At 68.7% G+C, this 24282-nt stretch carries 22 protein-coding genes; 14 read left to right on the top strand and 8 right to left on the bottom strand.

The genetic code is table 11. The features are described from left to right. Nucleotides 1–268: 268 nt before the first annotated feature. Complete coding sequence (locus tag AVR91_RS05010) at nucleotides 269–2653, bottom strand: ATP-binding cassette domain-containing protein (RefSeq protein WP_063270828.1); 2385 nt, start codon at nucleotides 2651–2653, stop codon at nucleotides 269–271. Nucleotides 2654–2797: 144 nt separating this feature from the next. Further along, complete coding sequence (locus tag AVR91_RS05005) at nucleotides 2798–3301, bottom strand: Lrp/AsnC family transcriptional regulator (protein ID WP_016334700.1); 504 nt, start codon at nucleotides 3299–3301, stop codon at nucleotides 2798–2800. Between the two features lie 93 nt (nucleotides 3302–3394). Here AVR91_RS05005 and AVR91_RS05000 point away from each other — a divergent pair, with 93 nt between their 5' ends. The 7 genes from AVR91_RS05000 to pspAB all read left to right on the top strand — a co-directional run bounded on the left by AVR91_RS05000 (nucleotide 3395) and on the right by pspAB (nucleotide 8832). After that, nucleotides 3395–4579 carry an MFS transporter gene (locus AVR91_RS05000; protein ID WP_063270827.1) on the top strand — a complete coding sequence of 395 codons (1185 nt, stop codon included), beginning with the start codon at nucleotides 3395–3397 and terminating at the stop codon, nucleotides 4577–4579. A 138-nt stretch (nucleotides 4580–4717) separates the two neighbouring features. Further along, nucleotides 4718–4906 carry a hypothetical protein gene (locus AVR91_RS04995; protein WP_063270826.1) on the top strand — a complete coding sequence of 63 codons (189 nt, stop codon included), beginning with the start codon at nucleotides 4718–4720 and terminating at the stop codon, nucleotides 4904–4906. A 45-nt stretch (nucleotides 4907–4951) separates the two neighbouring features. Then, a complete protein-coding gene (locus AVR91_RS04990; RefSeq protein ID WP_063270825.1) occupies nucleotides 4952–6094 on the top strand; it encodes a type III PLP-dependent enzyme in 1143 nt (380 codons plus the stop codon). Continuing rightward, nucleotides 6084–6455 carry an adenosylmethionine decarboxylase gene (gene speD, locus AVR91_RS04985; protein WP_016334696.1) on the top strand — a complete coding sequence of 124 codons (372 nt, stop codon included), beginning with the start codon at nucleotides 6084–6086 and terminating at the stop codon, nucleotides 6453–6455. Before AVR91_RS04990 ends, speD begins: the two co-directional genes overlap by 11 nt. After that, nucleotides 6455–7315 (top strand): spermidine synthase, encoded by an 861-nt coding sequence (locus AVR91_RS04980; RefSeq protein ID WP_063270824.1) that lies wholly within the window; start codon nucleotides 6455–6457, stop codon nucleotides 7313–7315. Before speD ends, AVR91_RS04980 begins: the two co-directional genes overlap by 1 nt. A gap of 117 nt (nucleotides 7316–7432) precedes the next feature. Beyond that, the gene (locus tag AVR91_RS04975; RefSeq protein ID WP_228709128.1) at nucleotides 7433–8152 is read left to right on the top strand and encodes a GAF and ANTAR domain-containing protein; all 720 of its coding nucleotides are present in this window, start codon (nucleotides 7433–7435) and stop codon (nucleotides 8150–8152) included. A gap of 122 nt (nucleotides 8153–8274) precedes the next feature. Next, nucleotides 8275–8832, top strand: coding sequence for a PspA-associated protein PspAB (gene pspAB / locus AVR91_RS04970; protein WP_063270823.1), 558 nt, complete (start codon nucleotides 8275–8277; stop codon nucleotides 8830–8832). A 24-nt stretch (nucleotides 8833–8856) separates the two neighbouring features. Here pspAB and AVR91_RS04965 read toward each other — a convergent pair whose 3' ends face one another. Then, nucleotides 8857–9126, bottom strand: a complete 270-nt coding sequence (locus AVR91_RS04965; RefSeq protein WP_063270822.1) for a hypothetical protein — start codon at nucleotides 9124–9126, stop codon at nucleotides 8857–8859. A 311-nt stretch (nucleotides 9127–9437) separates the two neighbouring features. Here AVR91_RS04965 and AVR91_RS04960 point away from each other — a divergent pair, with 311 nt between their 5' ends. From AVR91_RS04960 to AVR91_RS04950, 3 genes are read left to right on the top strand one after another with little or no spacing between them, the layout of a single operon-like run. Then, complete coding sequence (locus AVR91_RS04960; protein ID WP_063270821.1) at nucleotides 9438–10118, top strand: response regulator; 681 nt, start codon at nucleotides 9438–9440, stop codon at nucleotides 10116–10118. A gap of 32 nt (nucleotides 10119–10150) precedes the next feature. Then, a complete protein-coding gene (locus AVR91_RS04955) occupies nucleotides 10151–11230 on the top strand; it encodes a PAS domain-containing sensor histidine kinase (protein WP_063270820.1) in 1080 nt (359 codons plus the stop codon). 17 nt (nucleotides 11231–11247) lie between these two features. Further along, on the top strand, nucleotides 11248–15762 hold the full coding sequence (locus AVR91_RS04950) for a HAMP domain-containing protein (protein ID WP_076857268.1): 4515 nt from the start codon (nucleotides 11248–11250) through the stop codon (nucleotides 15760–15762). A gap of 8 nt (nucleotides 15763–15770) precedes the next feature. Here AVR91_RS04950 and AVR91_RS04945 read toward each other — a convergent pair whose 3' ends face one another. Together AVR91_RS04945 and AVR91_RS04940 are read right to left on the bottom strand one after the other, a co-directional pair. Then, nucleotides 15771–16145 (bottom strand): response regulator, encoded by a 375-nt coding sequence (locus AVR91_RS04945; RefSeq protein WP_063270819.1) that lies wholly within the window; start codon nucleotides 16143–16145, stop codon nucleotides 15771–15773. A gap of 101 nt (nucleotides 16146–16246) precedes the next feature. After that, nucleotides 16247–16543 carry an ANTAR domain-containing protein gene (locus AVR91_RS04940; protein ID WP_063270857.1) on the bottom strand — a complete coding sequence of 99 codons (297 nt, stop codon included), beginning with the start codon at nucleotides 16541–16543 and terminating at the stop codon, nucleotides 16247–16249. Between the two features lie 188 nt (nucleotides 16544–16731). Here AVR91_RS04940 and AVR91_RS04935 point away from each other — a divergent pair, with 188 nt between their 5' ends. Further along, on the top strand, nucleotides 16732–17364 hold the full coding sequence (locus AVR91_RS04935) for a response regulator (RefSeq protein WP_063270856.1): 633 nt from the start codon (nucleotides 16732–16734) through the stop codon (nucleotides 17362–17364). 430 nt (nucleotides 17365–17794) lie between these two features. On the opposite strand, the gene AVR91_RS04930 is transcribed toward AVR91_RS04935, so the two are convergent. Next, complete coding sequence (locus AVR91_RS04930; RefSeq protein ID WP_083737385.1) at nucleotides 17795–18772, bottom strand: Acg family FMN-binding oxidoreductase; 978 nt, start codon at nucleotides 18770–18772, stop codon at nucleotides 17795–17797. Between the two features lie 129 nt (nucleotides 18773–18901). Between AVR91_RS04930 and AVR91_RS04925 the strand changes: the two genes are divergently transcribed. Next, nucleotides 18902–20641, top strand: a complete 1740-nt coding sequence (locus AVR91_RS04925) for a sensor histidine kinase (protein WP_063270818.1) — start codon at nucleotides 18902–18904, stop codon at nucleotides 20639–20641. A gap of 7 nt (nucleotides 20642–20648) precedes the next feature. On the opposite strand, the gene AVR91_RS04920 is transcribed toward AVR91_RS04925, so the two are convergent. Next, the gene (locus AVR91_RS04920; protein WP_063270817.1) at nucleotides 20649–20945 is read right to left on the bottom strand and encodes a dsRBD fold-containing protein; all 297 of its coding nucleotides are present in this window, start codon (nucleotides 20943–20945) and stop codon (nucleotides 20649–20651) included. 156 nt (nucleotides 20946–21101) lie between these two features. Between AVR91_RS04920 and AVR91_RS04915 the strand changes: the two genes are divergently transcribed. Beyond that, nucleotides 21102–22058 (top strand): Acg family FMN-binding oxidoreductase, encoded by a 957-nt coding sequence (locus AVR91_RS04915; RefSeq protein ID WP_063270816.1) that lies wholly within the window; start codon nucleotides 21102–21104, stop codon nucleotides 22056–22058. Between the two features lie 76 nt (nucleotides 22059–22134). Beyond that, a complete protein-coding gene (locus tag AVR91_RS04910) occupies nucleotides 22135–23094 on the top strand; it encodes a DUF6528 family protein (RefSeq protein WP_063270815.1) in 960 nt (319 codons plus the stop codon). A 168-nt stretch (nucleotides 23095–23262) separates the two neighbouring features. Here the strand turns inward: AVR91_RS04910 and AVR91_RS04905 are convergent, their stop codons facing one another. Next, a complete protein-coding gene (locus AVR91_RS04905) occupies nucleotides 23263–24249 on the bottom strand; it encodes an alpha/beta fold hydrolase (RefSeq protein ID WP_063270814.1) in 987 nt (328 codons plus the stop codon). Nucleotides 24250–24282: the final 33 nt, after the last annotated feature.

Raw genomic sequence — 24282 nt, 5'->3', positions numbered from 1 at the left:
TGCGGAAGTGGCTTTCGCAACGCGCGGCTGCCGTTTTCCGTCGGAACCTGCGCCTTTGCGTCGGTGCCGACTGGGGGTGTCGCGAAAGCCACTTTGGGGACGTCAGATGTCTCGAAAGTGGCTTTCGCGACGTGCGCGAGCCCGCGACCCCCGCATTTAGAGGACTACATGCGGGGGTGGGGGCGTTGTCCGGTGACGTTGCGAAAGCCACTTTCGCAACGTTGAAGGTTGCGAAAGTGGCTTTCGCAACGCCCGCTGCGGCAGGGCGTCACTTGCCGACGTAGGCCGCCAGGTGTTCACCGGTCAGCGTCGAAGCCTTCGCGACGAGGTCGGACGGCGTGCCCTCGAAGACGATCTTGCCGCCGTCGTGCCCGGCGCCCGGGCCGAGGTCGATGATCCAGTCGGCGTGCGCCATGACCGCCTGGTGGTGCTCGATCACGATCACCGACTTGCCCGCGTCGACGAGCCGGTCCAGCAGGCCGAGCAGGTTCTCGACGTCGGCGAGGTGCAGACCGGTGGTCGGCTCGTCGAGGAGGTAGACGCCGCCCTTGTCGCCCATGTGCGTCGCGAGCTTCAGCCGCTGCCGCTCGCCGCCGGAAAGCGTGGTCAGCGGCTGGCCGAGGCTGAGGTAACCGAGCCCGACGTCGTCGAGCCTGCTGAGGATCGCGTGCGCGGCGGGGATTCGCCCGTCGCCCTCACCGAAGAACTTCACGGCCTCGGACACCGGCATCTCCAGCGCCTCGCTGATGTTCTTGCCACCGAAGGTGTACTCCAGCACCGACGCCTGGAACCGCTTGCCTTCGCATTCCTCGCAGGTGGTCGCGGTGCCCGCCATGATGCCGAGGTCGGTGTAGATGACCCCCGCGCCGTTACAGCTCGGGCAGGCGCCCTCGGAGTTGGCGCTGAACAGCGCCGGCTTCACGCCGTTGGCCTTGGCGAAGGCCTTGCGGATCGGTTCGAGCAGCCCGGTGTAGGTGGCGGGGTTGCTCCGCCGCGAGCCGCGGATGGGGGTCTGGTCGACCGAGACCACGCCCTCGTCGGCCGGGATCGACCCGTGGAGCAGGGAGCTCTTGCCGGAGCCCGCGACACCGGTGACGACGCACAGCACGCCGAGCGGGACGTCGACGTCCACGTTCCGGAGGTTGTGCCGGTCCGCGCCGCGGATCTCCAGTTTGCCGGTGGGCTCGCGGACGCTGTCCTTGAGCGACGCCCGGTCGTCCAGATGCCTGCCGGTGCTGGTGTCGCTGGCGCGCAGGCCTTCGACGGTGCCCTCGAAGCAGATCGTCCCGCCTTCGGTGCCCGCGCCGGGGCCGAGGTCGACGACGTGGTCGGCGATGGCGATGGTCTCCGGTTTGTGCTCGACGACCAGCACCGTGTTGCCCTTGTCCCGCAACTGCTGGAGCAGGTTGTTCATCCGCTGGATGTCGTGCGGGTGCAGCCCGATGGTGGGCTCGTCGAACACGTAGGTGACGTCGGTGAGAGAGGACCCGAGGTGCCGGATCATCTTCGTCCGCTGCGCCTCGCCACCCGAAAGCGTGCCGGACGGCCGGTCGAGGGAGAGGTAGCCGAGGCCGATGTCGACGAACGAGTCGAGCGTGTGCTGGAGCTTCTCCAGCAGCGGCGCGACCGACGGCTCCTTGAGCCCGCGGACCCAGTCGGCGAGGTCGCTGATCTGCATCCGGCAGGCGTCGGCGATGTTGATCCGCTTGATCTTCGACGATCGCGCGAGCTCACTGAGCCTGCTCCCGTCGCATTCCGGGCAGACCGCGAACGTGACCGCCCGGTCCACGAACGTGCGGATATGCGGCTGCATCGCTTCGCGGTCCTTGGACAGGAACGACTTCTGGATCGTGGGGATCAGGCCCGAGTAGGTCAGGTTGATGCCCTCGATCTTGAGCTTGACCGGCTCCTTGTACAGCAGATCGTCCAGCTGCCGCTTGGTGTACTTCTTGATCGGCTTGTCCGGGTCGAAGAAGCCGCAGCCGCGCAGGATGCGGCCGTACCAGCCCTCCATGGAGAAACCGGGGATCGTCAGCGCGCCCTCGTTGAGGGACTTGGTGTCGTCGTACAGCGCGGTGAGGTCGATGTCGTTGACCTTGCCCCGGCCTTCGCACCGGGCGCACATCCCGCCGGTGATGCTGAACTCGCGGCGTTCCTTGGTGGTCCGGCCGCTCTTCTCGATGGTCACGGCGCCCGCGCCGGAGATCGAGGCGACGTTGAAGGAGAACGCCTGCGGCGAACCGATGTGCGGCTTGCCGATCCGGCTGAAGAGGATGCGCAGCATCGCGTACGCGTCGGTGGCGGTGCCGACCGTGGAGCGGGGGTCGGAACCCATCCGCTGCTGGTCGACGATGATCGCGGTGGTCAGGCCGTCGAGCACGTCGACTTCGGGCCGGGCCAGCGTCGGCATGAAGCCCTGCACGAAGGTGCTGTACGTCTCGTTGATCAGCCGCTGCGACTCGGCCGCGATGGTGTCGAAGACCAGGGAGCTCTTACCCGACCCGGAGACACCGGTGAACACCGTCAGCCGTCGCTTCGGCAGCTCGACGGCGACGTTCTTGAGGTTGTTCTCGTTCGCCCCCAAGACGCGGATCAGGTCGTGACTGTCGGCGGGGTGTTCCTCGGGCACCTGCGGCCGGGAGGTCTTGCGCATCGTTTCTCCATCCTCATGGGGGCCGCGTGTACGTTCCGTCAGCCTCACCGGGCTCGATCTAACCAGCTTCGAGCCGTTCGTCCTCGACGATGGTCACGCTAGGTGAGTTCGGGGGCCTTTCGCTTCTCGATTCCTGATCCGTCTTCAGACGCTCCAGCCCTCGCTCTTGGTCGCCTTCAGGTAGTCCTCGACCGGCGGGCCGACCGGCCTGCCCTCGTACTGGGTCGACAGCACGACCGACGACCTGATCTCGCCGTGTTTGCCCAGCCGTTCGAAGAGGCCTTCGAGGTGTTCGAGCGATACGGCCCGCACCTTCAGCATGGTGCACCGGTCGCCGCTGAGCCGGTGCAGCTCGACCACCTCGGGATAGTCGTCCGATTTGCTGGTGCGCAGCAGGCAGCTGCCGAGCGAGCAGCGCATCTCGACGAACGCCTGGAGGCCGTACCCGGCACGGTTGGCGTCGACCTGGGCGCGATAGCCGGTGATGACGCCCGCCTCCTCCAACCGCCTGACCCGGTCGGCGACAGCGGGCGCCGACAGGTTCACGCGGCGGCCCAGCTCCTTGAACGAGAGCCGCCCGTCGGCCTGGAGCGTTTCGAGGAGCCGCCAGTCGAGGTCGTCCAGCGCCCTTTCCGATCGTAAGGTCATCGCGCCTGGATTCCTTCCATGATGCGCCCCGCACCCCCGCGAGGCCTTCGTCAGCCTATTCGCCGAGGCGCCCGGAATCCCTAGGTTTGAATCATGAAACCGATGTTCGCGCTCTTCATGGGCGTCGCCTGTCTCAGCACCGCGGTCGTCGGGCTGTCCACCACGGCCGCGTTGATCATGGTCGAGCACGCCGGCGCGGCCTGGAGCGGGTTGCCGAGCGCCGTGCTGGTTCTCGGTTCCGCCGCGGGCTCGTTGTGGTCGGGCGCGCTGGCCGCGCGGTACGGCAGGCGGTTCGTCCTGGTGTTGATGTACGGAGCGGCGGTGACGGGCGCGCTGATCTCGTTCGCCGGTGTGCTCGGCGGATCCGTGCTCGCGCTGGTGGCGGGGATGCCCTTGATCGGCTTCGGCAACAGCGGGGCACAGCTCTCGCGGTACACCGCGGCCGATCTGTCGCCCGAGCACCGCAAGGGTTTCGCACTGTCCACAATGGTCTGGGCCGGCACCGTCGGCGCGGTCGCGGGGCCCGCCCTGATCGCGCCCGCAGCAGCGCGGGCGGAAGCCGCCGAGCTCCCCGCCCTGTCCGGTCCGATCGCGGCGGGGGCGATCGTCGTGGCCATCGCCGTGGTCGCCGTCGCCACCCTGCCGCGCGGCCTCGCCGCCCCGGTGGAGGGCGTGCCCAAGGGGGAGCGGATGTCCGTGCGGAACCCGGTGGTCCTCGGGCCGCTCGTGGCGATGGTCGGCGCTCAGCTGGCGATGGTGGCGGTGATGACGATGACCCCGGTCCAGTTGCACGAGCACGGCCAGGGGCTCGACGTCGTCGGCTGGGTGCTGAGTGCCCATCTGGCCGGGATGTTCGCGCTGGCGCCGTTGTCCGGCTGGATCGCCGACCGCTGGGGCGGCCGCGTGACCATCTTCGGCGGGATCGGGACGATCACCGTCGCGGCGGTCACCGTGATCGGCGCCCCCGATTCGCATCACGTGGGAATCCCGGTCGCGCTCTTCCTGCTGGGCTACGGCTGGAACCTGGTGTTCGTCGGCGGCAGCAGCATGCTCAGCCGCGATCTCCCGGCCGCCCAGCGGACGAGGGCGCAGGGCACGGTGGACGCCTTCGTGTGGGGCACTTCCGCCGGGGCGAGCCTGCTCGCCGGGCAGCTCTTCGGCCTGGGTGGCTACGTCCTGGTCGGCGTCGCGGGCGGTTTGTGCGCCCTCGTCCCGCTCGCGGTGCTCGCCCGGCGGCCGGTCGTGCGGGAGGCCGGTGAAAAAGCCGGGCTCCGCTGATCTGCGAAACCCGGGCGCAGCCGTCATACTGCTTCACTCCGACGCGAACGAACCCGTGATGACGCAGATCACGTGGGTGACCGATTCGGAGGGTCCTAGGGTGAAAGCAGACAAGGTGCGGGAGATCGGGGGTGCACGATGAGCGAGTTCGCGGTGAATCTGCGGGACCGGGTACGGCAGGCGAGGAAGGACGTTCAGATCGCCAAGCAGGCCTCTGACGAGGACCGGGCCTCGGCCGTCGGCGCCGATCTGGCCAACCTGGAGCGACTGGCCGCCGAACACGGGGTCGACCTGCCGGAGCAGGCCTCGGGTGACGCCCGCGCGTGACCCCGGGTTCCGGGCCGATGATCGGCCTTTGACACCCTGGGGCGTGTGACCGAAAGCCTGAACCGGATCCGCGCCTTCCTGGCGGATCGCGAGCCGCCGACGCCGTGCCTGGTCGTCGACACCGACCTCGTCGCGGAGCGTGCGGCCGCGGTGTCGGCGGCTTTCCCGGGTGCGCTGATCCGTTACGCGGTGAAGGCGAATCCGGCTCCCGAGGTACTCGACGCGGTGGCGTCGACCGGCGCGGGATTCGACGTGGCGGGTACGGCGGAGATCGAGCTGTGCCTGTCCCGGGGCGCGCGGCCGTCGGAACTGGCGTACGGCAACACGATCAAGAAGCCGGCGGACATCGCCTTCGCTTACGCGCGCGGAGTCCGTGAATTCACCACGGACTCCGCCGGTGATCTGGCGAATCTGGCCGGGCACGCGCCCGGTTCGCTGGTCTCGGTCCGCCTGCTGACCGGCGGCCCGGACTCCGTGACGCCGTTCGGCCACAAGTTCGGCTGCGAACCGGCGGTGGCGGCCGTCCTGCTCCGTCAGGCCGTGGAAGCCGGGCTGCGCCCGGGGATCGCGTTCCACGTCGGCTCGCAGCAGCCGGATCCGGCCGCCTGGGAGATCGGGATCGCGACCGCGGCCAAGGTCGCCGCCGAAGCGGGCGTCGTACTGGAGCGGCTGAACATCGGTGGCGGCTTCGCCACGGAACACCGGGAGCCCGTGCCGTCGCTGACGGACTACGCGACGGCGATCCACGCCGCCCTCGGCGAGCATCTGCCGGAGCCGGAGCTGCTGCTGGAGCCCGGCCGCGTGATCGTCGCCGACGCCGGGCTGATCAGGACCGAAGTCGTCCTGGTGACCACTCGCGCCGCCGCCGACGAACGCCGCTGGGTCTATCTCGACGTCGGCAGGTACAACGGAATGGCCGAGTGCGAGAACGAAGCCGTCGCGTATCGGCTGGAGCCCGTCGGCGTTAAAGGACCGGAAGGACCGGTGGTCCTCGCGGGGCCGACCTGCGATGGTGACGACGTGTTGTACCAGCGGACGCCGTGCGCGCTGCCGAGGTCGTTGAAGGCGGGCGACCGGCTGGACATCCCGGGCACCGGGGCGTACACCGCCAGCTATTCATCCGTCGCCTTCAACGGAATCGAGCCGTTGCGCACCTATTGTGTGGGGAGGTTCGCCGATGCCGGGTGAAGAACCACTCGTCGGCCGGTTCGCCGGCCGCCACGTACTCGCGGAGTTCGAGGGGATCGAGCCGTCGTTGCTCGACGACGCCGTACTCCTCAAGAAGACCCTCGCCGAAGCGGTGACCGAGGCGGGGGCGACGGTCTGCGAAGTCGTGTCGCATTCCTTCGCCCCGCAAGGGGTCACGGTGCTCGCGCTGCTGGCCGAATCACACGCGTCGGTGCACACCTACCCGGAGATCGGCTCGGTGTTCGTGGACGTGTTCACCTGCGGGGACCGGGCGGATCCGGAGCGCGCGGTCGCGCTGCTGGCGAAGATGCTGGGCGCGGGCACCGTCCGGATGTCCACTGTGGAACGAGGAGAGAACTGATGGCGCAGCGAGTGATCGTCGAGCCGATGGGCGCGGGGCTCACCCGGAACTGGGACGTCGAGGAGGTCCTGTTCGAGGGCCGCACCGCGTTCCAGAACGTCCTCATCGGACGGACCGCGCAGGGGGTCTCGCTCTTCTGCGACGACGAACGGCAGAGCACCGAGCTGAGCCAGCTCGTCTACCACGAGGCGCTGATGGTGCCGACACTGCTGCTCGCCGAACGCGTCGAGCGGGTGCTGATCATCGGGTCCAGCGAAGGGGTCGCCTCCCAGCTCGCCGTCGCGGCCGGGGCGGAGGTGGTCGACCACGTCGACATCGACGCCGAAGCGGTGCGTGCCTGCGCCGAACACCTTCCCTACGGCTACACCCTCGACGATCTCGCCCGTGCCGAACGCGGGGAGGGGAAGATCCGGGTCCACTACCGCGACGGGTGGGAGTTCCTCGCCGAAGCCCAGGAGCGCGGCGACTCCTACGACGTGGTCGTGATCGACCTGCCGGACGAGAACGACGATCCGGCGGCGCAGCACAACCGGTTGTACGGAACCGACTTCCTGGCCCGGTGCACGGCGCTGCTCACCGACGGGGGAGTGGTCGGCTGCCAGGCCGGCTGCCCGACGCTGTGGCGTAACCAGACGCTGATCGCGGCGTGGCGCAGGTTCACCGAATCGTTCGGGACCGTGCTCTACTACGGTTCGGACGAGCACGAGTGGGCCTTCCTGAGCGGCAGGGCCGACGCGCTCGCCGATCCCGGCGCTCTCGTCGCGGAGAAGATCGGCAAGGCCGGGATCGGTGAGTCCACTATGGACGAAGACGCGCTGAGGGCGAACACGGTGCCGCCGTTTTCCTTGCGGAGCCACTGAGAACCCGGCGGTCGTTACCCCGCCGAGATCAACGGTCGTCGCTGTGCGTGGCGCTCGGTCACAGGATCCTCCATCTGGTCGTTGCCGGTTGTCGCGGTGCGGACCAGAATCGCTCGAATGGGCAGCTGGAACGCGGGGATCGCCGCAGGAGCGAACAGGGAACCCGCGGTCTGTGCCGCCTTCGCGAGTTTGACGGCGAGTGTCACGGAAGACTCGGGCCCGGATCGGGTCGTGGACACCTTGTCGAGCGAATGCGCACGGCTGCTGCCGATCGATTCCACCGAGGTCTTCCTGCCGGGCGTGGAACTCGAACGCCATCCCGCGGTGGCGGAAGAAGGGCCCGCGCTCGAATCGTTCGAAACCGGGAAGGACATCGCGGTCCACGACCTTTCCGCCGAGGTCTCACGCTGGCCGGGTTACGTCGCCAGGATGGCGGGGAAGGGCTATGCGGCGGTTTCCGCGCTTCCGTTGCGCACGATGGATGAAACCGTCGGGTCGATCGCTTTCCTCAGTGCCGAAACCGTCGTGCTGAGCGTGGAGGACCGGCGGCTGGGCCGTGCGCTCGCCGACGTCGCGACGCTGTGTCTCCTGCAGCAAAGGGAATTGCGGCATTATCGGACGCTCTCGGCGCAGCTGCAGAAGGCCCTCGACAGCCGGGTCGTCATCGAGCAGGCGAAAGGCATGCTCGCCGAGCGTGCCGGTATCGACCTGGGCACTGCTTTCCACCGCCTGCGCTCCTACGCCCGCAGTTCGAACAGGAAGCTGTCGGACGTCGCGCGCGGCGTCGTCGAAGGAACACTCGGCACCCGGAAACTACTTCGGCCGCGAAAGCGGTGACGCTGGTAGGGCCGTTGGTCACCGGAACCGGTGACTTGTCCCGGCGATGCGCGACCGTGCGGCCCTTGGGCGCGAAGACGTAATCGGAAAGGCTTCACCCAGAAGAAAGGTGCGGTGGAGTCATGGTGTTGTTGGGAAGCCTGCGCGGGAAGACCCGGTCGGTACGGCCGAGCCTGCTCCCGTTGCTGGAATTGAGGTCGGGGGTGCTGGCGCTGCGCTCCGGGCACGCGCTCGCGCCGACCGGTTCGGGGACGGTCTGTTTCGTCGCGGAGGGACGTCCAGGTGCGGGGACGGAGGCGGAGATCATCGCCGGTCTCGCCGGGGATTCCGCCCGCCGCAACGTGGTCACCCACGACGCGCACGGCAGGACGATCGTCCGCTGCTGGCGGGAGAACGGGGACCTCGGCTGGCTGCTCGACGATCTCGTCGACGTCAACGAGAGACTCGCCCAGGCGGGGTTCGCGTCGTGGCTGCTGCACACGACGGTCGATTTCGCCGAGTTGCGGGACATGCGTCACCCGAGGCTGACGATGGTCTACCGCCGGGAGCGCGGCACGTTCTACCCGTACGCGCCTCGCGGAACACGCGGCCGGGACAGGGCGATGGAGCTGAAGATCCGCTCGACGCTGACCCGGATCGTGCCGATGGAGTCCGACATCGGCCGGTGGCGCCCGGTATGACAGGCGGAACTCGCGTGTGACGGGTCAGCCGGGGACACCGCTGAGCCAGCCGCGCAGGCGCTGGACGCGCCGGTCCCTCGGGTTCCACCGCGGGAACCGGCGCCGGGACCGCGTGGCGAGGGCCGCGCCGTCGAGGTGCCGGATGGCGGTCAGGACGTCGTCGAGCAGGGAGGCGTGCGTCTCCGGTTTCGCCACGACCCTCGGCAGCCGTTCGAGTTCGGCGGCGAGCGGGGCACGGCCGGCGGGGGCGCGCGTGCCGGGGCGGCGACGGGTCTCGCAGATTCTCGTGGTCACGTCCCGGTCACCCTCTTCCCGTGGTCACGGCCGTCGGATTTCGTCACCTACGACGATGAGGTACCGAGGGCCGTTCCGGTCAGCGCCGAAGGTTGTGCCATCGAGGGCACAAAGACCCCACTCGGTCGTCAGGCGGGTACGACGGGTCACGGGTTGGCGTCGAAACGACATCCGGATCGGCGGTGGTGGGACAATGCGCCGGCGCGGTGATCGTGAATCCGCACGCGGGTGAATACGGCCGTGGGCGGGATTGATTTCGGGGAGTCTTCCGGACAATGGTCCGGCGAGACCACGATCGACGGAGAAGGTGCATGCCGAACCCGAACTCCCCGCAGCCCATGCCCCCGGCCGCGGCCCCGATCCGGGTGCTGCTCGTCGAGGACCACAAGATGGTGGCCGAAGCCCTGGGAGCGGCCTTCGAGGAGTTCCCGGAGATCGACCTGGTGGCGTCCGTGGAGTCGTTGGCGCACGGCATGATCGCGGCCGGAGAACATCTGCCCGACATCGTGCTGCTCGATCGCCGGTTGCCGGACGGCGATGGGATCGAGGCGATCGCCGGGTTCCGCGCGGTCTCCCCGTCGAGCAGGGTGCTGGTGCTGACCGGCGACGCGAACAGTGCCATCGTCGCCAGGATCCTCGAGGTCGGCGGGGCCGGGCTGCTGCTGAAATCCGGCCTCCTCGACGAGTTGATCACCGCGATCAGGACCATCGCGGCGGGCGACATGGTCATCGATCCGGAGTTGCTCAGCGGCGCGCTGGCCATGCTGGGTGGCGGTCCGGGCAGGGTCGGCCCGGTGCTGACCCTGCGGGAGCGGCAGGTGCTCGGGTTGATCGCCGAAGGCGCCGGAACCGACCGGATCGCCGAAGAACTGCGGCTGGCGCGGAATACCGTGCGGAATCACGTGCAGCGGATCCTGGTCAAGACCGGGACCCATTCGAAACTCGAAGCCGTGGTGCACGCACGGAAGAATGGCCTCCTCGAACGGCCGTAGCGGGGAGTCGTATCCGAGTGCCAAGCTGCACTATGGCCATGCTGCCATCGGAACAGACGCCCGATCACCGCAGCGCTGTGCTCTTCGAGTTGTTCATGCACAGCGTGGTCGACTACGCCATTTATCTCTTGGACGTCGACGGACGGGTGATCAGCTGGAACCCGGGTGCGGAACGGATCAAGGGGTACGCCGAGGATGAGATCCTCGGCCGCCATTTCTCCGTTTTCTACACCGAGGCCGACGTCGCCGACGGCAAACCCGCGGCGGAACTGCTGGTCGCCGCGGAGATGGGGAGTCACGAGGACGAGGGCTGGCGTGTCCGCCGTGGTGGGGCACGGTTCTGGGCCAACACGGTGATCACCGCGTTGCGGGACGATCAGGGCCGCCTCGTCGGTTTCGGCAAGGTGACCCGTGATCTCACCGAACGCCGGAAAACGCAGGAAGAAAGGACCGAGCGGCGACAGGCCTTCGCGCATTTGGTCCGGGCACAGGAAACCGAACGCCGTCGTATCGCGTGGGATGTTCACGACGATTCCATTCAGTCGATGATCGCGGTGAGCATGCGGTTGCAGATGCTCGCCGCACAACGGCGTGATCCGGTTTTGATGCAACTCGACGAAGCGATTCAAGGGGCGATCCGACGATTGCGGATCCTCGTCGCCCAATTACGCCCGCCCGCGCTGAACGACGAGGATCTGGTCGCCTCCGTCCGCGACTACCTCGACGAGGTCGTCGCCGGCTGGGGGCTCGATTGCACGCTGCGGCACGATCTCCCCGTCGAACCGCCGCCCGATCTCGTCGTCACCGCGTTCCGGATTCTCCAGGAAGCGTTGGTGAACGTGCGTAAACACGCGAACGCCCGGTCCGTCGTGGTCTCGCTGACGGGACAGGACGGCGGCCTGCTGGCGACCGTCGCCGACGACGGAGACGGGCTGAAACCGGACAGCGAGAACACGCACGAAACCTTGTCGGGTGAGCACATCGGCATGGCGTCGATGCGTGAACGTGCGGAAGCGGCGCAGGGCTGGTTCCGGGTTTCCGGCAGGCCGGGCGAAGGTACGTCGGTGGCCTTCTGGATTCCGCTCGGCCCTCCGCGACCCGCGCGAAGATGAACGAAGGAGGCGCTTCGATGCCGGAACCGGGAACGAAACGCGGGTCGAGGGAAGCGGTCCGGGTGGGCGGCGCGATCGACGACCAGGGCCTGCAGCGGCTGCTGGAGGGGCTGAAAGCCGTTCGCGACGGCGATTTCAGCACCCGCCTGCCCCAGGTGGACGACGTCCTGATGGACGAGATGGCGCTCGTGTTCAACGGGATGGTCGATCAGCTGGCGCTGTTCACCTCCGAGGTCACCCGCGTCGCGCGCGAGGTGGGGACCGACGGGAAGCTCGGCGGTCAGGCGGCGGTGCCCTCGGTTTCGGGGACCTGGAAGGACCTCACCGATTCGGTGAACGCGATGGCGGGCAACCTCACGGGCCAGGTCCGTGACATCGCCGAGGTCGCGACCGCGGTGGCGAAGGGCGACCTTTCGCAGAAGATCACCGTCGACGTCAAAGGCGAGATGCTCGAACTGAAGAACACGATCAACACGATGGTGGATCAGTTGTCGTCGTTCGCGGACGAGGTCACCCGGGTCGCGCGCGAGGTCGGCAGCGAGGGACGGCTGGGCGGGCAGGCGGAAGTCCCCGGGGTCGCCGGGACGTGGCGGGATCTGACGACGTCGGTGAACTTCATGGCCGGCAACCTGACCGATCAGGTGCGCTCGATCGCCGAGGTCACCACGGCGGTGGCGAAGGGCGACTTGTCGCAGAAGATCACGGTCGACGCGCGGGGCGAGATCCTGGAGTTGAAGAACACGATCAACACGATGGTGGATCAGTTGTCCTCGTTCGCGGATGAGGTCACTCGCGTGGCCCGTGAGGTCGGCACCGAGGGCGCGCTCGGCGGGCAGGCGCAGGTGCCCGGGGTGGCGGGGACGTGGCGGGATCTGACGACGTCGGTGAACTTCATGGCCGGCAACCTCACCGCGCAGGTGCGCTCCATCGCCCAGGTGGCGACCGCGGTGGCGAAGGGCGACCTGTCGCAGAAGATCACCGTGGACGCGCGGGGCGAGATCCTGGAGTTGAAGAACACGATCAACACGATGGTGGATCAGTTGTCGTCGTTCGCCGACGAGGTCACGCGCGTGGCCCGTGAGGTGGGGACGGAGGGCCGGCTGGGTGGTCAGGCGGATGTCAAGGGTGTGTCGGGTACGTGGAAGGGCCTGACCGAGTCGGTGAACGTCATGGCCGACAACCTCACGGATCAGGTGCGGTCCATCGCCGAAGTCACCACCGCGGTCGCGAAGGGCGACCTCTCGCAGAAGATCCGTGTCGACGCGAGGGGCGAGATCCTGGAGCTCAAGGACACCATCAACACGATGGTCGGCCAGTTGTCGTCGTTCGCCGACGAGGTCACGCGGGTCGCCCGTGAGGTGGGCACCGAAGGGCGGCTGGGCGGTCAAGCGGATGTCAAGGGTGTGTCGGGTACGTGGAAGGGCCTGACCGAGTCGGTCAATGTCATGGCCGACAACCTGACCGATCAGGTGCGCTCCATCGCCCAGGTCGCGACCGCGGTCGCGAGGGGCGACCTGTCCCAGAAGATCACCGTCGAGGCCAAGGGCGAGGTCGCCGCGCTCGCGCAGACGATCAACACGATGGTCGACACGCTGTCGGCCTTCGCGGACGAGGTCACCCGCGTGGCGCGGGAGGTCGGCACCGAGGGCATCCTCGGCGGGCAGGCCAGGGTGCCGAACGTCGCCGGCACGTGGAAGGACCTCACCGACAACGTCAACTCGATGGCGAACAACCTCACCGGCCAGGTCCGCAACATCGCCCAGGTGACCACCGCGGTCGCGCAGGGCGACCTTTCCCGCAAGATCGACGTCGACGCGCGGGGCGAGATCCTGGAACTCAAGACCACCATCAACACGATGGTCGACCAGCTTTCCGCGTTCGCCGCGGAGGTCACCCGCGTCGCCCGTGAGGTCGGTAGCGAAGGACGGCTCGGCGGCCAGGCCGAGGTCGAAGGCGTGTCCGGCACCTGGAAACGGCTGACGGAGAACGTCAACGAACTCGCCGGCAACCTGACCCGGCAGGTCCGGGCGATCGCCGAGGTGACCAGCGCGGTGGCGACCGGCGACCTCACGCGGTCTATCTCCGTCGAGGCGCAGGGCGAGGTCGCGGAGCTGAAGGACAACATCAACGCGATGGTCCAGTCGCTGCGCGAGACCACGCGGGCGAACGAGGAACAGGACTGGCTCAACACCAACCTGGCCCGCATCTCGGGCCTGATGCAGGGCCACCGGGACCTGCGAGTGGTGGCCACGCTCATCATGAACGAGCTGACCCCGCTGGTCGGCGCTCAGCACGGGACGCTGTTCCTCACCGAATCCGGGGAGAGCGGCACCCGGCTGCGGCTGATCACCAGCTACGGGCACAGTGAGGCACCGGACGCGCCGTCGGAGTTCGCGATGGGGCAGTCGCTGATCGGGCAGGCCGCGCAGACCAAGAAACCGATCGTGGTCGACCGGACGCCACCGGGCTTCGTGAAGATCTCGTCGAGCCTCGGCTCGGCGCCGCCGGTCACCCTGATCGTGCTGCCGATCGTGTTCGAGGACCAGGTGCTGGGCGTCATCGAACTGGCGTCGTTCGGCGAATTCACCGCCGTCCGCAAGGATTTCCTCGAACAGCTGATGGAGACCATCGGGGTCAACGTCAACACGATCATCGCCAACGCGCGGACCGACTCCCTGCTGGAGGAATCCCAGCGGCTCGCCGAGGAACTGCAGGCCCGCTCCGAGGAGCTCCAAGCGCAGCAGGCGAAGCTGCAGGTGTCCAACGCGGAGCTGGAGGAGAAGGCCGAACTGCTCGCCAGGCAGAACCGCGACATCGAGGTGAAGAACTTCGAAATCGAGCAGGCCCGCCAGGAGATCGAGGAACGCGCGCAGCAGCTCGCGCTGGCGTCGAAGTACAAGTCGGAGTTCCTGGCCAACATGTCGCACGAACTCCGGACCCCGCTGACCAGTTTGCTGATCCTCGCCGGGGTGCTCTCGCAGAACTCGACCCAGAACCTGACGCCCAAACAGGTCGAGTTCGCGAAGGTGATCCAGTCCGCGGGCACCGACCTGTTGCAGCTGATCAACGACATCCTCGACCTGTCGAAGGTCGAGGCGGGCAAGATGGACATCCACCACGAGCCGTTCCCGCTGCGCCAGCTGCTCGACTACGTCGGCACGACCTTCCGGCCGCTGACCGCGGAGAAGGGGCTCGACTTCCAGGTCACCGTCGAACCCAACGTGCCGGAGCTGCTGTTCACCGACGAGCAGCGGCTGCGGCAGGTGCTGCGGAACCTGCTGTCGAACGCGGTCAAGTTCACCGAAGACGGCAGCGTCGAGCTACGGGTGAAGATGGTCGACACGGTCGTTTCGCCATCGAGAGGGCTCCCGCACGAATCCCTGGTGGCCTTCAGCGTCACCGACACCGGGATCGGGATCGCCGAGGAGAACCTCGATTCGATCTTCGGCGCCTTCCAGCAGGCCGACGGGACCACCAGTCGCAAGTACGGCGGCACCGGGCTCGGCCTGTCGATCAGCCGCGAGGTCGCGTACCTGCTCGGCGGCGAGATCCGGGCGGACAGCGTCCTGGGGACCGGCAGCACGTTCACCCTCTACCTGCCGGTGGCCAGGTTCACCGCGCCCGCGAGCCTCGACGAGTCCACTGTGGACATCGCGGCCGCGGAGCGACGGGTGCTGGTGGTGGAGAGCGAGCAGAACAGTCTGCTGACCCTGCTCGCCCGCGGGGTCGCGGCCGACATCGCGGACAGCCACGGCTCGGTCCAGGTCCGCGCGGTGTCGGATCCGGCGGAAGCGTTCGAGGAACTGCGGCGCGACAGCTACCGCTGCGTCGTGCTCGACACCAGCATCCCCGGGACGAGTGCCTTGACGTTCCTCAAACGGCTCGTCGACGGGCCGGATCCGGTCGAGGTCCCGGTGCTGGCGTACGCGACCCGCAAGCTCAGCGCCGCGCAGGAACGGTTGCTGCACGGGCACGCGCGGGTGCATCCGGTCGAACTCCTGCCGTCGCTGGACATGCTGCGGGAACGGATCATGCTGCACATCTCGGCGAGTGAACTCGAAGGCATCCTGCCGCTGATGCGCCAGCCCGAGGTGTCCCCGGAGGAGACGGTGCCCGCCGTGGACCAGCCGTCCGATCCGCCCGCCGGACCGGCGAGGCTGCAGGGACGCAAGGTCCTGCTCGTCGACGACGACGCCCGCAACGTGTACGCGATCTCGGGAATGCTCGAACTGCACGGACTTTCGGTCGTGCACGCGCCCAACGGCCGCAAAGGTATCGAGGAACTGCTGGCCGACGACGGGATCGACCTGATCCTGATGGACGTGATGATGCCGGAGATGGACGGCCACGCGACCACGGCGGCGATCCGCGAGATGCCGAAGTTCGCGGGCCTGCCGATCATCACCGTGACCGCGAAGGCGATGGAGGGGGACCGCGAGAAGAGCCTCGCCGCCGGGGCGAGCGACTACGTGACCAAACCCGTGAACGCGGAGGAACTCCTGGCTTGTATGGAACGCTGGCTCACGGACTGATGGCCCGGCTACTCGGTCCCGTTGGCCCTGTTCGCGCAGATACGGCGGATGGCCGCGACGATCTCGGTGTTGGGGCTGCCCTTCACGAGGTACTCGGTGACGCCCGCGGACGCCATCTGGGCGATGGACCGGGTGTCGCTGTGCGCGGAGAACGCCATCAACCGCGTGTGGGGCACCCGCCGCCGGATCTCCCGTGCCATCCACGCGCCGCCACCGCCGGGGATCCGGACGTCCAGCACGGCGACCTCGGGGGAGAGCAGCTCGGCGAGCGCGACCGCTTCGCCGGCGTCCAGCGCGACGGCGACCACTTCGATGTCGGGCTCGGAGTCCAGGAGGGCGCGCAGGGCATCGCCGATGACCGGGTTGTCGTCCGCGACGAGCACCCGAAGTCTGGGGGGCGGCGTACGGTTCATCACCCAGTCCGTGCCCGCGCGGTCTGCGGCGCCGGTGGTGGTCGCGGGCCCCCCTCCGAACATGGTGTGACTCAGCAGGAGATCCGGCTGTCGCCTTCGCTCGGCTGCTCGATGAGCGTCCTCGCGACGTCGTGGATCTTCATGTTGTTGTTGCGGCAGAACGAGCGCAGCAGCTCGAACGCGGCGTCGATGTCGATCTGGTACCGCTCGGCGAGAATCCCCTTCGCCTGCTCGATGGGGAGCCGGTGATCCAGCGCGTACTGGAGTTGCTCGGCGCGGTTCCGGTAGAAGCGGATGCGGTCGCGCATCGCCACGAGGTCGTCGGCCGGGTCGGACGACGGGGAAGGCGAAAGCGTGGTCTCGGGCATGAAGCGATCGTCGCAGCGGCCGGACTGCTTCGGGAAGAACAGAACGTCCTGACTCGAATGATGCAAATGAACCTGGTCCGGTCGGCGGCAGCCACCCGAACGGGCGCCGAACAGGGCCCTTTGGCCTGTCGCAGTGACCGGCCGTGCACCGTACGCTCAGCCGAGGAGAGGGAACCGTGGAGGTCGGAATGCTCCGGGTGTTTCTGGTCGACGACCACGAGGTGGTCCGCCGAGGGGTCGCGGACATGCTCGAGGACGATGCCGCCCTGTGCGTCGTCGGACAGGCGGCGACCTTTTCCCAAGCGCTGGCGAGGATCCCGGCGCTGCGGCCGGATGTCGCCGTGCTCGACGTGCGGCTGCCGGACGGCAACGGCGTCGAACTCGCGCGGGAACTGAGATCCCGGATGCCCGAACTGAAATGCCTGATGCTCACCTCCTACACCGACGAACAGGCGATGCTGGACGCGATCATGGCGGGCGCGAGCGGTTACGTCATCAAGGACATCCGCGGCATGGACCTGGTGGCGGCGGTCAAGGAGGTCGGCCTCGGCCGGTCGCTGCTGGACGCGAGGGCCGCCGCGACGCTGATGGCCAAGTTCCGCGACGACGCCGCCAAGAAGGGCCCGCTGGCCGGCCTTTCCGATCAGGAACGCACGCTGCTGGAGCTGATCGGTGAGGGGCTGACCAACCGGCAGATCGCCGAACGGATGTTCCTCGCCGAGAAGACGGTGAAGAACTACGTGTCGCGGTTGCTGACGAAACTCGGGATGCAGCGGCGTACCCAGGCGGCGGTGCTGGCGACGGAACTGCGGCGGCAGTGACGGGTGATCGCTGGTCCAGCGGGTCGTGAGTGGCGATTCGGGTTCTAACCCGAATCGCCACTCACGACCACCGCGGTTTGGGTCCCTGAAGTACGTGAAGGCCCCCTTCATTGCGACTGGCGCAGTGAAGGGGGCCTTCATGTACTTGGGGAAGGTGTGAAGGTCGAGTTTCCTCGGCTGAGCCGAGGGAAGGGGGCCTTCACGCGCCGTCGTGGTGGTTGCTGTGGTTGCTGGTGCAGGTGGGCTGCGGGTGGCGATCGCTGATGGTAGTGAAGGCCTCCTTCACTACCTTCAGGGTAGGCAAGCAGGCCTTCACGGACCCGACCCGCGATCAGCCACGGCCAAAGTCCAGCGCAACAACACCATCGGCTGCCGCACGCGCCGGCCGGACGTCGGCAGCCGGGTCTCGTAGATGAGGGATTTGGCACGCTCAAGCCGAAATGAGCGTATCGAGCAGCACGTCGTCCAGCGGGCGGCGCGGCGTCCACGGCAGCGGAGAGCCGTAGCCGAGCCGAAGCAGCACTTGCGGCCACACCCCGCAGCCGAGAATCCGCCGCAGTTCGGCACGTGCCTCGCGGACCATGATCGGCGGCGAGATGAACGACGCGTCGAGACCCGCACCGGTCGCGGTGAGCAGCACCCGTTGCAGGGCCTGGCCCGCCTGTAGCCGGTCGAGCCGGTCGTCGGTCAGCGATCCGATCGCCACCACGAGCGGGGCGGGCCGCGGATCGCCCGCCGTTTCGCCGAATTCGTCGAGGAGCCAGCTTTCGTCGGCAGGGCTGCCCTCCAGCGCATAGGACGGCACACCGTCGCGGACGTTCGCGCCCAGTCCGGTCCAGCGGCCGAGTTCGGCGAGGAAGGCGGGGTCGGAGAGCTGCTCCCGGCGGGCGCGGGCGGTGAGGTCGCGCAGGAGACGGCACTGCTCGGCGTCGAGGTTCGGCATCCACGCGTGCTCCAGCTCGGTGGCGTGGCGAAGCGCCGCGAGCGTCGGTTTCGGGACGACGCTGGAGAGGAACGGCCGCCGGTTGGTCCGGCGGTGGGGGATCGCGCGCGCGAGCCGCACGACCTTCTGATCGGGCATGCGTTCGGCGAGCGGGCGCACGACGGCCAGCAGATCGGGATCGGCGCGGCTGGGCATCAGGGTCGTCGCCGGGTGGAAGCCCAGTGCGTGAATCGCCGTCCGGAGCGTGAACAGGGCGGCACCACACGAGAGCACGAGTTCGCGTCCGTCCGGGTCCGTGACGGGTAAAATACGACGCGGATCGGCGTGGAGTTCGATCCCGGTGCCGGTGCACCGGAAAAGCCACGGCTGGGTGTTGTGCGTCGACGGGGCCAGCATGGCCGACCGGAGCACGGAATTCACCTGTTCGGAGTTCAAACGTCCGACCCTGGTGACTTGTATGGTCATGGTTTCCCCCGCCGCTGCGCCACGGGCAATACGGTTGTCTGATGAGACGGTCCCGCCCGCGGTGCGGGGCCGAAAGAGGAGAAAGTCACCACGGCCGGGAGTCGTCCCGATCTTCGGAGGCGGAGCAGGATGTCGGCTCATGACCGGCTGGGCGGAAGCGACGACCGGATCACCGGCGCCCTGTCCCAGCTGAGGGTTCGTGAGGTGCTGCGCGATCTCCAGGACCGCATCGAGCGGCTCATCGGCACGCGCGACAAGATGGACGGCCTGCTCGAAGCGGTGCTCGCGGTCGCGTCGGGGCTGGAGCTGGACACGACGCTGCACCGGATCGTGCAGGCGGCGATCGATCTCGGTGAAGCCACTTATGGCGCACTCGGGGTGATCGCGGACGACGGTTCGCTCGCCGAATTCGTCTATCACGGCATCGACGGCGAAACGAAGGAACAGATCGGGCATCTCCCGAAAGGTCACGGTCTGCTGGGTTTCGTCATCGACGAGGCGAAACCGGTGCGACTGGCCGATATCTCCCGGCATCCCGCGTCGGTCGGCTTCCCGCCGTGCCATCCGCCGATGAGTTCGTTCCTCGGCGTGCCGATCCGGGTCCGCGACGAGGTGTTCGGGAATCTCTACCTCACCGAGAAACGCGGGGAAAGCTTCACCGACGACGACGAGGTGGTCGTCCAGGCGCTCGCCGCCGCGGCCGGGATCGCGATCGAGAACGCCCACCTGTACGAGCAGACGCGGATCCGCCAGCGGTGGCAGGCGGCCACCAGCGAGGTCACCACGGAACTGCTGGGTGGCACCGACCCGGTCGACGCGCTCAACCTGATCGCCGGCCGGGCGCTCGAACTCACCGGTTCCGATCTCACTTTGCTGGCACTGCCCGGTCCCGGCAGGCTCGACGTCGGGCCGGACGGCGAGGACGAGGCCGACGAACTCACCATCGCCGTCTGCGCGGGCGCGCGGGCGGTCGAGCTGACCGGGGTGCGGATCTGCGTAGCCACGTCGTTGCCCGGTGCGGTCTACCGCGACCGGACCCCGCGCAGCGTGCCGGAACTGGTACTCGGTTCCGACGGGGAGATCGGCCTCGGCCCGACGCTCGTCGTGCCGCTCCGCGCGCGGGAGCGGACGTCCGGGGTGCTGATGGCGGTGCGGAACGCGGGCGCGGTCCCGTTCGAGCTCGCTCAGCTGCCGGTGGTGGCCTCGTTCGCCGACCAGGCCGCGCTCGCGCTCCAGCTGGCCGCGCGGCAGCGCACCGCCAGGGAGCTCGACGTGCTCGCCGACCGCGACCGGATCGCCAGGGATCTGCACGACCACGTCATCCAGCGGCTGTTCGCGGTCGGTCTCGCCATGCAGAGCACGCACCGCCGCGCGGACTCGCCGGAACTGCGGCGGCGGATCGGCGAGAGCATCGACCAGATGCACGAGATCGTGCACGAGATCCGCACGGCGATCTTCGATCTCCACGGTGGTGAGGCGGGCCAGCAGGGCGTGCGGTTGCGGCATCGCCTCTACGACTCGATCACCGAGCTCACCGACGACACTCCCATCCATCCGACGGTCAGCCTTTCCGGACCGCTCGACTCGATCCCGCTGCCGTTCGCCGAACACGCCGAGGCGGTGGTGCGGGAGACGGTCGGCAACGTGGTCCGGCACGCGCGGGCGAGCGGCGTTTCGGTGAGTGTGTCGGTGAAGGACGACGTCCTGCGGATCGTGGTCACCGACGACGGCACCGGGATCGGCGAGTCCGGTGGGTTCGGCGGGCTGCGGAATCTGCGTGAGCGCGCGGAGAAGGCGGGCGGGACGTTCCGGGCGGAGACGCGCGAAGGGGGCGGAACCAGGATCGACTGGTCCGCCCCCTTGCGCTGACCGGTTTTCAGTTCTTCGACGGCGTGGCGAGGAGCCCGTCGACCTCGATCGAGCGGGCGACGTCGGAGGCGACGGTCTCCAGCAGTTCCGCGGTGAGGTCAGAAAGCGCCCGGGTGACCGCGAGATAGGCCCCGATCTGGGAGGTCGAGCCGTTTCTCAGCCCGGCCTCCGCGATTCCGACACCGACGAACTCGCCACCGTCTTCGAGACGGAGCAATGCTTCCGCGCGTACCCGGTACGGCTCGTGCTGCAGGGACACGTCGATGGTCCATTTGTCCGTCATCGTGGGCTCCGTTCCGGTCATCGAGACTCTCATCGCGGCCGTCCGTGGCACAGGGTCCTTGGTCCTCGCTCTCCGCGAATCGGGGGCGAAAGTCCTCGGAACTCGTGACCGGCGGCCGCTGCGGTCGCCGGATACCCCGGCCGATGGTGGATCAACCGCTTTCCTTGGGAGCCCACGATGAAGATCCCGTTGCCGACCCACGTCGACCAGGCGGTGGCGGCCGCCGTCCGCGCGCCGTCCCCGCTCAACACCCAGCCGTGGCGGTTCGTCGTCGACCGGAGGCGGGTCGAAGTGCGGCTCGATCGCGCCAGGGTGCTGCGGATCGCCGACCCGGACGCCCGCGAGGCGCGGCTTTCGTGCGGCGCGGCGCTGTTCAACCTGATCGTTTCGTTGCGGTCCAACGGCAAGACCGTCTCGCTGCGGGTGGTGCCGAAGCCGGCGGAGCCGGACCTGCTCGCCGAACTCGTGATCGGTGGCGACCGGTTCTCGTCGCCGGAGGAACGGAGACTGGCCGAAGTCGTCTTCCGCCGTCACACGAACCGCCGTCCGTTCTCGGACCGGCCGGTACCCGTCTGGGCGCGGACGACGTTGCGCGCGGCGGCGCTGGTGGAAGGCGGGCTGCTGGAACTGTTCGGCCGCGGCGACCGGGCGAACGCGGTCGCGCGCGTGCTGCACCGGGCCGAGGCCGCGCAGGCGCGCAACGGCGCGTTCCAGGCGGAGGTCGCGCTGTGGACGCGGCGGACGGCTCACGCGCCGGACGGTGTCCAGGCGCCGGCCAGACCGCCGTCACCGCACGGCATTCCCGCACAGGAGTCCTTCATCGCCGCCGAACCCGAGGGCAGTGAGCCGGTGCTCGGCGCGGTCCTCACCACCGACGGCGGGCCCGCCGCGGACCTGCGGGCGGGAATGGTGCTGCAGCGGGTACTGCTGACCGCGACGGCCGCCGGTCTCGCGACGTCGTTCGTCGGCAGGCCGTTCGAAACCCCGGAGACCCGGGCGGCGATGGACCGGGTGTTCGCCGACCTCGGCCGCCCGCACGCCGTGCTGCGCTTCGGATACGGCCGCCCGGCTCCGATGACGGCACGCCGTCCGATCGGTGAAGTACTGTTCCGGCGGTCCGAGGCGAGCCTCTGAGCAGAGTCACCTCGTCGACATCCACGTTTCCGATCGCCGCCACCCACCGGTCATCCCGGGCGGGTTCGGTCTGGGTATGAAGATCATGCGGAAATCCTTGGTGGCGCTGGCCATCGCGGGCCTTTCGGTCGCGGCGTCCGCGCCGGCGGACGCGGACGCCGCCGGGCGCGATCGCGGCTCGATCGTCATCACCGAGCAGGCGTCCAAGCGGATCCTGGTCCTGCCCGCCGACCGTGCCTCCTGGCGGGAGCGGAAGGTGAGCTGGGCGTGGGCGCCGAACGCCGCCAACGGGCTGGCGGACCTGGCGGGCTCCTGGAGCAACCCGAGCGACGCGAAGCTCGCCGAACGAGGCGGCGAGAAGTACCTGTTGACGTCGGCGTCCGGTGGTTTCGCGGCCGTCGTGCCGTACCCGGCGGGCGACCGGGCGTACTGGGCTGCGAACGTAGGGGGCCCTGCCAATCCGCACAGCATCGAACTGCTGCCGGACGGGAACGTCGCGGTGGCGGCCAGCACCGGCGGCTGGGTACGGGTCTACACCGCCTCGCAGGGGCAGCGCTCGACGACCTACGCCGAATACCGGCTGGTGGGGGCGCACGGAGTGGTGTGGGACGCCGGACGAAACGTGTTGTGGGCCCTGGGCACGGACGCGCTCGTCGCGTTGAGCATCGGCGGGACACCCACCGCTCCGGTGCTCACTGAACAGCGGTCCGTCCCGGTCCCGACCAAGGGCGGGCACGACCTCCAGCCGGTCCCGGACCGGCCGGATCTGCTGTGGGTGACGACGGAAGCGGGCGTGTACCAGTTCTCGAAGACGAGCGGCGGGTTCAGCCGGCACTACGCGGGCGCTCGGGAGATCGACCGGCCGCATGTGAAGAGCGTGTCGACGAACCCGCGGACCGGGCAGATCCTGACGGCCTCGGTGCAGGAAGGTCACCTGTGCACCTGGTGCACGGACACCGTCCGGCTGGCCTTTCCACGCGCCGAGCTGGCGCTGCACGGCGCGTGGATCTACAAGGCCCGCTGGTGGATCGGTTGAGCTGAACTTCCATGTCGGTACCGGCCGTTCGGGGGGCTGCCCGGCCGGTACCGACACACCAGAGAAGAGGGGACCTCGCCGCGAGAATGACGCCTCGCCGCGTCTTTCACCTGACCGAGTGAATCGGCGCGCTCGGCGCGCGGCGTTGACCCATTCGGGGTATACGCCTCACCCGAGGAAGGACCGCAACTCGTCGATGACCGTCCGCGGCTGTTCCTCGGCGACGAAGTGGCCGGAACCGGCGACCTTCCGCACCCGGACATCGGCCGCCTTGGACGGCAGGACGGCGGCGAGGTAGTCGAAGTTGAACTCGGAGCCCAGCCCCAGCATGGGCGCGGTGATCTTCCCGTACGCCTTCTGATCCTCGATGTCCTGGCCGAACGCCTGGTACCAGCCGTTCCCGGCGCGGATGGCGTCCGGGCGGTCGTACGCGGCGGCGTAGATGGCCCGGTCCCGGCTCCCGATGGAGGCCGGGTCGGCCGCCAGGTGGTCGAACATCCAGTCGACGAGGAAGCGCGACCGGCCGGCCAGCAGCTGCTCGGGCAGCGTCGCGACCTGGTTGAAGGCGAACCACCAGACGTTCACCGGCTGCCCCAGCGGGGCCAGCATCGGAAGCTGGTACAGGCTTTCGTCGGGGTGGGAGACGTCCATGAGCGTGACGGTCTTCGTGGCTTCGGCGTGGTTGGCGGCGAAGGCGAACGCGACCATGGCGCCGATGTCGTGCCCGGCGACATGCGCCTGCCGGTGGCCCAGCGCGCGGACGAGTTCGAAGATGTCGCGGGCCATCGTCTTCTTGTCGTACCCGCCTCGGGGCTTGTCCGAGCCGCCCATGCCCCGCAGGTCGACGGCGATCACGCGATACCGCTTCGCCAGCTCCGGCATGACCTTGCGGTACTGCCACCAGGTCTCCGGCCAGCCCGGCAGCAGGATCAGCGGTTCACCCCGGCCGCCGGCGACGTAATGCAGCCGGACCCCGTTGACCTGGGCGTACTCGCTGCGGAAACCGCCGGGCAGCGACCGCGCGAGTTCGGCGTCGGAGGCGGTCGGCCTGCTCGCCTCGGCGACGCCACCCGACGCCACCAGCGCGGCCGCGGCCCCCGCGCCGAGGGTGAGCATGGACCGGCGGTTGAGGAAGGAACGGCTGTTTTCGGTCATGCCCTGATCGTGGCCCGGCCGCGGCGCCCGTCG

Origin of the sequence: Amycolatopsis keratiniphila subsp. keratiniphila (assembly GCF_001620365.2) — a bacterium.
Taxonomy (GTDB): Bacteria; Actinomycetota; Actinomycetes; order Mycobacteriales; family Pseudonocardiaceae; genus Amycolatopsis; species Amycolatopsis keratiniphila.
This window is presented reverse-complemented; position numbering and strand designations above follow the sequence as displayed.